Source organism: Mycoplasma sp. HU2014 (assembly GCF_001199495.1).
GTDB lineage: Bacteria > Bacillota_I > Bacilli_A > Mycoplasmatales > Mycoplasmataceae > Mycoplasma.
This window is the reverse complement of sequence record NZ_LFYS01000056.1, coordinates 1-11276: the sequence shown is the minus strand read 5'-3', so window position 1 is coordinate 11276 and position 11276 is coordinate 1. Positions and strand designations below refer to the sequence as shown.

At 25.5% G+C, this 11276-nt stretch carries 12 protein-coding genes and 1 pseudogene; 5 read left to right on the top strand and 8 right to left on the bottom strand.

Going from position 1 to position 11276, the window contains the following annotated elements; genetic code table 4:
• The 5 genes from AB668_RS05745 to AB668_RS03325 form a co-directional block, all read left to right on the top strand.
• The coding region (locus tag AB668_RS05745; protein ID WP_160315010.1) for a transposase at window positions 1-541 on the top strand (541 nt) is incomplete at its 5' end.
• A 238-nt stretch (window positions 542-779) separates the two neighbouring features.
• Complete coding sequence (locus AB668_RS03340) at window positions 780-2372, top strand: hypothetical protein (protein ID WP_050517616.1); 1593 nt, start codon at window positions 780-782, stop codon at window positions 2370-2372.
• A 52-nt stretch (window positions 2373-2424) separates the two neighbouring features.
• Window positions 2425-4494: a BspA family leucine-rich repeat surface protein gene (locus AB668_RS05310; protein ID WP_082160329.1), complete on the top strand. Its 2070-nt coding sequence runs from the start codon at window positions 2425-2427 to the stop codon at window positions 4492-4494.
• Window positions 4495-4802: 308 nt separating this feature from the next.
• The gene (locus AB668_RS03330; RefSeq protein WP_152908049.1) at window positions 4803-5570 is read left to right on the top strand and encodes a type II restriction endonuclease; all 768 of its coding nucleotides are present in this window, start codon (window positions 4803-4805) and stop codon (window positions 5568-5570) included.
• Window positions 5563-6507: a hypothetical protein gene (locus AB668_RS03325; RefSeq protein ID WP_050517614.1), complete on the top strand. Its 945-nt coding sequence runs from the start codon at window positions 5563-5565 to the stop codon at window positions 6505-6507. Before AB668_RS03330 ends, AB668_RS03325 begins: the two co-directional genes overlap by 8 nt.
• A 972-nt stretch (window positions 6508-7479) precedes the next feature.
• Here the strand turns inward: AB668_RS03325 and AB668_RS05540 are convergent.
• The 8 genes and pseudogenes from AB668_RS05540 to AB668_RS03295 form a co-directional block, all read right to left on the bottom strand.
• Window positions 7480-7629 carry a hypothetical protein gene (locus AB668_RS05540; protein WP_152908048.1) on the bottom strand — a complete coding sequence of 50 codons (150 nt, stop codon included), beginning with the start codon at window positions 7627-7629 and terminating at the stop codon, window positions 7480-7482.
• 116 nt (window positions 7630-7745) lie between these two features.
• Complete coding sequence (locus AB668_RS03320; RefSeq protein ID WP_442928558.1) at window positions 7746-8108, bottom strand: Panacea domain-containing protein; 363 nt, start codon at window positions 8106-8108, stop codon at window positions 7746-7748.
• Between the two features lie 115 nt (window positions 8109-8223).
• On the bottom strand, window positions 8224-8496 hold the full coding sequence (locus AB668_RS03315; protein WP_050517613.1) for an HU family DNA-binding protein: 273 nt from the start codon (window positions 8494-8496) through the stop codon (window positions 8224-8226).
• Window positions 8497-8653: 157 nt separating this feature from the next.
• Window positions 8654-8887: pseudogene (locus tag AB668_RS05305) on the bottom strand (DNA adenine methylase); the annotation flags it as partial.
• A 31-nt stretch (window positions 8888-8918) separates the two neighbouring features.
• Window positions 8919-9116 (bottom strand): hypothetical protein, encoded by a 198-nt coding sequence (locus tag AB668_RS03310; protein WP_050517612.1) that lies wholly within the window; start codon window positions 9114-9116, stop codon window positions 8919-8921.
• A 63-nt stretch (window positions 9117-9179) separates the two neighbouring features.
• Complete coding sequence (locus AB668_RS03305) at window positions 9180-10190, bottom strand: hypothetical protein (RefSeq protein ID WP_050517611.1); 1011 nt, start codon at window positions 10188-10190, stop codon at window positions 9180-9182.
• 47 nt (window positions 10191-10237) lie between these two features.
• Complete coding sequence (locus AB668_RS03300; protein WP_050517610.1) at window positions 10238-10798, bottom strand: hypothetical protein; 561 nt, start codon at window positions 10796-10798, stop codon at window positions 10238-10240.
• A gap of 44 nt (window positions 10799-10842) precedes the next feature.
• The coding region (locus AB668_RS03295) for a BspA family leucine-rich repeat surface protein (protein ID WP_152908038.1) at window positions 10843-11276 on the bottom strand (434 nt) is incomplete at its 5' end.

Below are 11276 nucleotides of genomic sequence, written 5' to 3'. Positions count from 1 at the left end.
AAAATTAGATATTGAAGTTTTAAAAAAAGAATACAAAAACTTTTTTGATATTAATGTTGATGAAAATAATCAAAAAGTTGTTTTTTTAAAAGAAAATGTTTTTGAAAAAGTTCACAAAAATGCAGGGTTCTCAATAATAGTTTCAAACGTTGATTCTGATTTAGAATTTATACTTACTCAATACAAGAAAAGAGATCTTGTTGAAAAAGCATTTTCAACTGTTAAGACCACTTTTGATTTAAATAAATTTAATGTTCAAGATAGATTGGTTTTAGAATCAAAAATGTTTATTTCATTTTTAGCATTGATTGTTAGATCATATTTCAGTTATTGTATGAAAGAATTTTTAGCTGAAAATGGTCATCATACAGTAAACACATTGTTTAGTGAATTATCAAAAATGGAGTTAGCAAAATTCAATAAAACATATGTAAGTTCTTATGGTTTAAGCAAGACTCAAAAAATAATTTTATCTGCATTAAAAATAACCGAAAAAGATGTAAATCAATGCACGAAAGATATTAATAAAAACCTAAACTAGTCACACGAACGTGAAAAGTTCAGGATTCAAATCCCAGATTTTTACCCAAATCCCACACAAACTTAAACCATTTTGATATAATTATTATTAGAAAAAAACAAACACAAAAAATGAATATGACAACTATCGGGTGAATTTACTTGATAGATTTTTAACGTTCATAGCAAATATCAAGATTTACCTAACCATTTGGTGTGAAAATAAACAAACATTTACACAAATAGAAAAGGTGAATCCTATGAAAAAACAAATAAATATTCAAGAAGAATTGTTTAATGAAATTAATAATTCTTTTAAAAATAAAAAATTAAAAAAAACAAAAATATTGTTATCATTTCTTGCTGGAATTGGAACAACAATTGCAGTTGCTGTTTATGCTGCTCCTGGAATTGCTATAGCTAATAAACCTCAATCTGTTAATATAAATGAAACTAAATATTCTTTAGATGAACTTAAACAAAAGTTTTTAGAAACAGAGCAAAAACTAATAGAAGAATTTAAAAAACAAACTCAGTTAAATAAACAATTAAAAGACATCACTAGTCAATTAGAATTAAAAACAACTGAATTAATAAATTTTAAACTAACAACTCAAAAACAAATAAGTGACTTAAATAATGAAAAACAACAATTAACTCAACAATTAACTGAATTAAACTCAACTAAAACTTCATTAGAAGCAAGAATTGGTGAATTACAAGCTCAAATCGCAACAAATGATAGTGAATCCCAAAGAACTATACAAAACTTAAGAAATGAAAAAGATAGACTTCAAGTTCAACATGATGAGTTAAAAAGAACAACACAATTAACTATCAACCAGTTAAACAACTCAATTCAATCTAAAGAACAACAAATCTCTCAACTTACTCAAGATAAACAAATATTAAATAACCAAATGCAACAACAACTTCAAGAGTTTCAATCTGAAAAACAACAACTTAATAATCAAATAACTCAGTTAAACAACTCAATTCAATCTAAAGAACAACAAATCTCTCAACTTACTCAAGATAAACAAATATTAAATAACCAAATGCAACAACAACTTCAAGAGTTTCAAACTGAAAAACAACAATTAACTCAACAATTAACTGAATTAAACTCAACTAAAACTTCATTAGAAACTAGAATTAGAGAGTTAGAAGAACAAAATGAACAAACTAATCAAGAAAAACAACAACTTGAACAACAAATCTCTCAGTTAAACAACTCAATTCAATCTAAAGAACAACAAATCTCTCAACTAACTCAACAACTAACTGAATTGAATCAAAACAAAACTTTATTAGAAACAAGAATTAGAGAGTTAGAAGAAAATGATAGTCAATTACAAAGAACTATACAAAACTTAAGAAATGAAAAAGATAGACTTCAAGTTCAATATAATGAGTTAAAAAGAACAACGCAATTAACTATTGATCAACTAAATCAAAATCTATCAAATTTACAAACACAACTTCAACAAAAAGATGAGCAATTGAACCAACAATTAACTTCATTAAAAACTAGCTTTGAATCTAAATACAATGAGTTAAAACAAAAATTAGAACAAATCGAAACTAAAAACAATCAAATGTTAGAAGTAATTAATCAAATAAGACAAAGAGCAGACACTCTTTTAAATCAAGTTGACTCTACATTAGCAACAAAACTAAGATTAACTCAACAAATCCAATCATTAGAAACTAAAAAAGAACAATTAAACTCTCAACTACAAAGTGGTAGAATTAACTTAGAACAATACAATTCTCAAAAACAACAACTTGAACGACAAATCAAAAATTTTCAAGAACAACTATCTAGATTAACTGTTCCTAAAACAAGTTAAAAAGTTATATACCTTATATAACTTACACATAAATTAGAAAGGATTTACATAAATGAAGAAATTATTATCTACACTTTCAATACTAGCATTATCATCAACAGCAACTTTTGGTGTTGTGTCTTGTAAAACAACTCAAAACACACCTAAAAACCCAAATAATGACGAAAACTCTAATAATGTAACTCCAGATTCAACTACACCTGTAAACCCACATGCTGAGCAACAAAACAGGTTGAAATCACTTACAAAACAATTACAAGAACTTCAAAAAGAACTTGAGTTTAATCAAGAACTGTTAGATGAAATCAACACTGAAATCAATCGAAACAACCCAACAACAACTTATTCATTACTATCAACTTCTAAACCAACTGAAATTGACACTGTTCAAAAAATCAATGAACTTAGAACATTATTAACCAACATAACTCAACTTCAACAACAAATTGATGATGGTGAAGATAAATATCTTGAACTAGTTCAAGCTAAACGTCAACTAAAAGAATTACTAGACAATCTTGAACCTTATCGAGACAAACTAAACAAAGAAAATGAAGAACTTGTTAACCAAATCAACCAATTAAATCAAGACATTAGTCACTTAGTAGATGAATTAAGCAATTTAAACCTTCAAATCCAACGTGTTCAACAAGAACTACAAGAAAAATTACAACAACTTCTAGAAATTCAACAACAAATCAATACAAAAATCTCTCAAGCAAAAGAAGTGTTTGCAAAATATGTAAACAAAGTTTGAGATGATGAAATTGCTAGTGACACTTGAGCAGGTTGAACTTATCAAGACATTTTTAATAGGTTAAAACAAAAAGGAAAACAATATGCTTTCTTTAACCACATAAATTTAGCTTTAAGTGATTCACAGTCAAAACCAACAGTTGGTACAAACAACAACAAAACCTTTGACATTAAATACAAAAATGATAATCATTTTAAATTAGAACTTTCATTTAAAAAGGTTTGACCGGAAAGACAAGAAGCAACATATAATGGTACAACTTGCACCCAAATTGGTTATGATGAAAATGGAAAAATAGAAGAATTTAATACAGAAACTAAATTTGTTCCAACTCACCTACCAAAATTCATCACAAGTCTAGAAGGTGCTTTTCGAGCTAATAAAAATTCTGAAATCAAAGGAATAGAAAAGTGAAACACCTCAAATGTAACTGATATGAGTTGAATGTTTGCTAAAGCTTCTGAATTCAATCAAGATATATCAAGATGAAACACTTCTAATGTAACTAATATGAGTGGTATGTTTTATGAAGCTCAAAACTTCAATCAACCTATCGGTAACTGAAACACCTCAAGTGTAACTAACATGGGTCAAATGTTTGATAATGCACTAAACTTCAACCAACCTATCGGTAACTGAAACACCTCAAATGTAACTGATATGAGTTGAATGTTTGAATCAGCTAGAAACTTCAACCAACCCATTGGTAACTGAAACACTTCAAATGTAACAGATATGCAGTGTATGTTTAAAAATGCTTTTAGTTTCAACCAACCCATTGGTAACTGAAATACATTTAGAGTGAAAAAGATGAATGGTATGTTTTGAGGAGCTTTCTTATTCAATCAACCTTTAAACCATTGAAATACTTCAAAAGTAACTGATATGAGTTTTATGTTTTACAATGCTAAAAGATTCAATACAAATATCTCTAATTTTAACACTTCAAAAGTAACTGATATGTCATACATGTTTAATAATGCAGAATCATTCAACCAACCCATTGGTAACTGAAACACTTCAAATGTAACTTATATGGTTAGAATGTTTGCTAATACTGAAAAATTTAACCAAGATATATCATCTTGAAACACCTCAAATGTAACTGATATGAGTTATATGTTCCGAGAAGCAGAATCATTCAACCAACCATTAAATAATTGAAATACATCTAAAGTAACTGATATGAGTGGTATGTTTCTCTTTGCTAAAAACTTTAATCAAGATATTTCTAAATGAAACACATCAAATGTAACTTCCTATTCAGCATTTGCGAGAAATTCAGGATGACAAAACATGAGTTGACGTCAGATATACTACCTTTGACCAAGAAAACTATATGACAATGGTAATGAGTGTTTTTAATAATCGATAAGTACAATCAAAGTACACACAAGAGAACTCCAAGTTCTCTTTTTTTATTTTCAATCGGTAATCTCTTGTAAAGTTTTGTTTAATCATAGAGACAAAAAGGTCGGAAATCCAACTAAATTGTTCATAAATCTACCATAACAATCGAACCCTATATTTGTTATAAAATATTATTTCAGCAAAATATTATTTTAAATAAAAATAGATGTATTGATATAATTATTTTAGAAAAAGGAAAGAATAAAAAAATGAGTAATAGTTCAAATAAAAATAATGCTCTTGTAGAGAGAGAGAGAGAGAGTTTGGCAGATGTTTTTGAATATTTAGATAAAAATTACACAAATTTTATACAAGCTCAAAAAGGTTCTGAATTTGAAGATAGAATTGTAAAATTACTAAATATTTCTAGTTTTGTAAAACTAAATTCTATTAATAAAAAAGAAACAATTAATGATATTCAAACATATGAATTTCCAAATCAAAAAAACATATCAAAACAAGATAAAAATCTCATAAACAAAAAATGAGATGATTTGAAACAAGAAGTTCTCTCAAAAAATAATATTGAAATCATTAAAAATCCTTTCAAAACCTTAAAAAATCATTTTATTGTAGAACCTTATGGTTCTCAAAATTTTCCTGATATTCTTGTTTTTTGTGGGTCAGTGGTTTTTCCTATTGAAATTAAATTCTCTAAAACAAAAAATTCTCGCCCAACTTGAAATTCAAACTTACCAAAAAGTTTGTGTATTTATATATTTGTCGTTGCTAATGAAGGACTAACTTTCTTTAAGGGAGAGGACTTTTTAAGTAATGATGTAAGAATTGCTTTAAACAATTTTTTTGATGATTTACCTACGAAATTAGATTATAAAACTTTAAAAGAAAAAATTAAAACACAAGAAGAAAACAATATTTTTGGATTGTATCCTTATGTTAGAAAAGCTTTTCAATATTCAAAAGAATTTTGTACGCTAGATGTAAATATTAATATTTTTGAAAAAGAATTGAACAAAAAATGACATAATAATGTCATAAAATTAATAAAAGGAGATGATTCTGATGAATAAAACAAAACAGTTAGACCAATTTTTTACAAATCCAAAAATAACTGACTTTCTAGTAGATAAACTTTTTTCATTATTTCCATCTTCAAAAAACAAAAAATTCATTGAACCATCTGTTGGAAGTGGTAATTTCTACAATTCACTAGTTAAAAAAGGAATTGATAAACAAAATATAATCACAATAGATATAGATGGTTCTAATTTTTCTGATAAAGAAAAGATTATAGAAACAAACTATTTACAATATAAAATACCATTTGATAAAGAAACAATAACCATAGGTAATCCACCTTTTGGAAAAAAAGGAAACTTAGCTTTAGAATTTTTAAACAAATCATTGGATGAAAGTGGTATAGTTGCTTTTATTTTACCTAAATGTTTTCAAAGATATAGTTTACAAAGTAAAGTTAAACCAACAGCAAAGTTGGTTTATGAACTAGAATTAAAATCAAATTCTTTTTTAGTTAACAATAGAGAATATGATGTTAATTCAGTTTTTCAAATATGAATTAATAAAGGAATTGAAACAGTAGTTAATAATAAGAGAATTATTAAAAGAAAACAAACAAAACATGATGATTTTGAAGTCTTTTTACATAATAACACAGTAAAAACTGAAAAATACTTCAACAAAAAACTTTATAATTGAGATTTTGCTGTTCATAGACAAGGTTATTATGACTATAATGAGATTATTTATGATCCTAAAAAACTATCCAAAAATAGACAATATATTTTTATTAAAATTAAAAACCCTGAAGCTAAAATATATTTCAAAGAATTAGATTGAAATAAATTGTCTTTTAAAAACACTTCAACTCCTGGTTTTTCATTAACAGATTTAATTGAAGAATATAAACAAACAAAATTTAATTGTATTTTGTTATCAATTTTAAAAGATGAGTTTTTAAATGATAAATCATCCACCAATTTTAACTAAATTAAGTAATGATGAATTCTAAATTCTGTAAACTTTTACTCAAACACAAGAAAAAATACCGGAATTCCGGTTAAATTTCTCCTGTATGTTTAACTAAAAAAGTATATATGTTATATAACTTATATACCTATCAATCAGTCATTTAATTAAAATTTGTCCCGAATATGATATAGTTTTTGGGATAAAAATATAAAAATAAGTTTTTTTACAATTTTTAAGAAAAAAGTTTACAAGATTTAAGAAATATTTTTTACCAAATTTACCTAAAAAATTTTACCAAATTAGAAAAAATGTCTTTTTATTTAAGAATTTATATTTATTTTCTATGAATTGAGAACTTCAAAATAAAACGCGTTATCTTTTTATATGTAAACATTGTTTAGCGGTGTTTATTATCTAAGGTTTGTTCTTTTAAAATTCTAACTTTTGGTGGAAAGTTAAATAAAAAAAACAATTTTTGGGAGTTTAGGTTATTCTAGACCAAGGAAGACTGTGAGTTCAACCAAAAATAAAAATAACCACAAAATAAGTAAGACGCAGAACAACCTCAGCAAGCTTAAGCGTATATATCAAATGATATGAAGTATGCGGGATTCTGTGCAGAAGAGAGATTTATCTCTCTTTTTTTATTTTTATAATTTAAACTTAAAAAAGTGTGGAATCCCACACAAAATTTAAGTGTCAAATCATTCTCACAAAATTGCATTAAATTTAGCACAATAAATTTATTATTCTCATAAAAACACACTAGTTTTAGCACAATAAATGTTTTTAAAAACCTAAAAAAACATCTAAATTAATATTATTTTTAAATCCAAAATCTTTGGTTTTATTATGATATTAAAATCTCTTTAAACCCTATTAATAGCTCCATATCTCAACAAAAATTATTATTTAGTAATAAAAAACAATCTCCTTATTTGATGATTTTTATTAAACTTTAATAAAATAAAAAAAGACTCTAATTATGTATTACATTTTTTCTAGTCTTTTTAAAAGAGCAACAAACTCTTTATCATTAAATGTATCATCAATTTTACGTTTTGCTTCAGCTATTAATTCTTCTTCAGATATAGAATCTCGCGAAATAAATCTAATGTTGTTGTTTTTATTATTTTTCATTGTTTGTCACCTCTTTCTTTCTTTTTTATTTTAAAATTAGTCACCTATATAAATGCTTTTATAAAAGTTTTTCATATCTTCATAACTAATTAACTGATTTGATTGTTCAAATTCAGTTAAATCTTTTCTTGCTGTTCTTCAGAACGAGATAAAGCTTCTAATTCAAAACCTGATTTTTTACCATATGTATACCAAACTGAGTCTAAAAGGTTAAGAGTATATTCATCAAAAATGCTTTCATCAAATTCTTGTTTAGGTATATCATTTCAACCAAATTCTTTATAGTCATTTCATAATTCAACAGAAACAGGACCGTGAATTCAAGCTTGAAAACAAGTATCACTTAAAATGTTGCTACCAAATAAAGCACAAGATCAAGCTTCAGTATAATAAGTTAATTTTTGTAACTTTTTATGAGTCATACTTTCTTTAGATAAAAATCAAGCAGAAATATCTTTATAACTATATTTTTTATTCATATAAATCACTCCAATCACAAGCAATTAGCGTGTATTTACACACTTTTTGCTTGAGTTATTATTTAAAGTTTAATAATTTAATAAAAAATAGACTTAATTAAGTCTATGATAATTGCTATTTGACAGTTTTTATTAATTTTTTAGACACTTTAAATTTAACTGTATTTTTAGCAGGAATTTCTATTTTTTCTTTAGTTATTGGGTTAAAACCCGTTCTTGATTTTGTTGTGATTGGTTTAAAAACTCCAAAATCAGAAATTTCAACTTTATTACCGTTTTCTAATTCTTCAGCTATTAAGCTAAATAATTTGGTTGCATATTCATAAGAATCTATTTGTTTTAAGTTTAATTCATTTGCTAATTGTTTTGCTAATTGTTTTTTTGTCATAATTTTTCATTCTCCTTTTAATTTATAATTGTTATTTAATATTTTGATTTATAGGAACTAAAACTATGGAATTCTAGTGTTTTAGTTTGTGAAAATGTTGTTTTTGGTAGGTATTAATTCAAGATTAAAGTCTAGATTCTCACATTTAACTCAAAATTTAATTATTATAATTTCTAATTATAACTTCTTTAACATAACCTCTTTTTGAAGCGTTAGAGTTAATGTTTCTTCTAGCTTCTACTTCTATTATTTGAAAACCATCATATAATTCTCTTATAAATTTTGTGTCATGATTACTTAACATTACTTTAACATTCTTTTTATCTAGTTCTTTAAATAGTTCAGCAAGTCTAATTTGATCTTGTTTTGAAAAACCATCTTTATTATAAGAAGTGAAGTTCTTTTGTTTTTATGATTTTCATTTATAAGTATGTTCTTTCTAATTGGTAGGTATATAAGGTATATAAGTTTTTAAATTGTTTTAGCATTTTTTTAAATTCATCGTTACTAAAAACTAAATATTTAACTAAAGAAGCAATAGTCATACCTTTTGACTTTGCTTTTTCTTTTATTTGTTTATGCAGCTCTTCATCTAAATCAATAATTATCTTTTTAACCATAATTGATAATTCCTTTCTATTTGGTAGGTATATAAGGTATATAAGTTATATAACTTGTTATTTTTAAGTAGATAATTCATTTTCAAGTCTTAAAATATCTCTAATAAGATTTTTGATGTTAGTTAATCTTTGCTTTTTAGTTTCTGCTTGAGTTACTAAAGCATTTTCTCAACGTTGTTTTTCAGCTTGTTTTGATTTAATATCTTGTTCTTGTTGATTTATATCTCTGATTTGGTCAGATATTTGAGTATTTAGAGCAGAAATTTGTTTGTTTCTTTGATCAATTACATTAGTTAAATTTGCTTCTTCACGTCTTAATTCTTCTAATTGTTTTTCAAGTTTGTCTAAAGTTGTTTGTTGAGTTGATTGTTGTTGTTGAAGATGATTAATTAATTTTTGTTTTTCGTTTTTAAGTTTGGTAAGTGAAGTTTCTTCTTGTTCAAAGTTTTGTTTTAAAGAATTAAGTTTAGTTGTATTATCATTTAATTGTTTTTCTAACTTAAAACGATTTTGTAGATATTTATGTATATCATCTTGGAGTTTTCAAACTTCTTGATTATGTTTGTCTACTAGATTTTGATAACTCGTTATTTGGTGTTGTAGTTGATCTGTTATTAATGTAAAACTAGAATCATCTTGGTTTGTAAAAGCTTTTAAGTTATCAATATCTCTTTGAAGTTTTTGTTTTTCTAGTTCTATTTTGTGTTTTGTTTCTTCATTTTTATCTTTTTGAGTACTTAATGTATTAATAACATCAATAATGATATTTAATCTTTCTTCAAATTTTTGGTTTAAAAGGTTTAAAACCTCAATTCTGATTTGGTTTGTGTCTTCTGTAGGTTGAGGTTCAACTTCAGGTTGAGGTGAAGGTTGTATATCTGGAGTTGGAACAACTTCACTATCAGGTTTTTTATCATTGTTGGTTTCATCTGGATTTGGTGGTGTTGGTGGAGTTGGTTGTTTTGGTTCATCTTTACTTTTTAAGACAAGCACTGTTGGAACAACAATAACAGCTGGAACAGCTAAACAAGCACCTATAAGAGATAGAATTTGAGATTTCTTTACTTTGGCCATAAAGTCCTTTCTAAGCGTTATATAAGTTATATAAGGTATATAACTTATTAGTTTTTATCTAATGATTTGAAATACTCTAATTTAGTTTTTAATGTTGATTGAATTCTAGTTCATATTTCAACATCAGGTTTTGACATTAACTTTTCTTCTTCAGATAAATCTTCAGGTTTCATAAATTTTCAATTATTAATAAAATTTATTGTTTCTTGAAGCTGTTTTTCTAGTTTAGTTTTGTATTTTTTTGTTTTGTTGTTTAAGTTGAATTTTGCTTCTGAAACAATACATTTTCATACTGATATTTGTATTTCAGTCATATATACAGTGGTTTGGTTTAAAAAGTCTTTTAGTTCTTTTGATGTTTCTTTATCATCTTTTATTTGTTGTTCTAAATCTTTTAATTGTTGTTCCTGTTTTGTTATTTCTTGTTCATAGTTTTGTTTTATTTTTTCTCAACCACCATATTTTTCAGGATTTGAAAAATCTAAATCAAATGAATATAAATCACTAATGTTTGGATTATCTGAAATTATTGGAATACAAGAAGTGACTGATAAACTGGGGGTTATAGAAATTGAAAGAAATGAAAGAAATGAAAGTATTTTTTTCATATTTTGTGTCCTTTCTAATTGGTAGGTATATAAGGTATATAACTCTATGTTTGATTGAATTTTGGTTTGTGGGTATCTTTTCAGTTGGGGTTTGAGTTAGTTACAAAGTCACAAAAGTAAATAACTTTTGATGTATCTCAATTTGATATGTTCTGATTAAAACTTTCTGCTCGACTAAACATGAAACTCATATCAGTTACTTTTGAAGTGTTAAAATTAGAGATATTTGTATTGAATCTTTTAGCATTGTAAAACATAAAACTCATATCAGTTACTTTTGAAGTGTCTCAGTTTTCGATACCTTGTATTTTTGTATTTATGTTCTTTCAAAAAGCAAATTTCAAGCTTGTAATGTGCTTAGGTAGTTCACTAGGTACTTTTTTAGTCTTATAATGAAAAGATTGAATTTCAACTACACCGTCTTCATTTGTAAATCAACCGATTTCTAAGCATTCGGTGAAATCTGAGTTGTATTTTG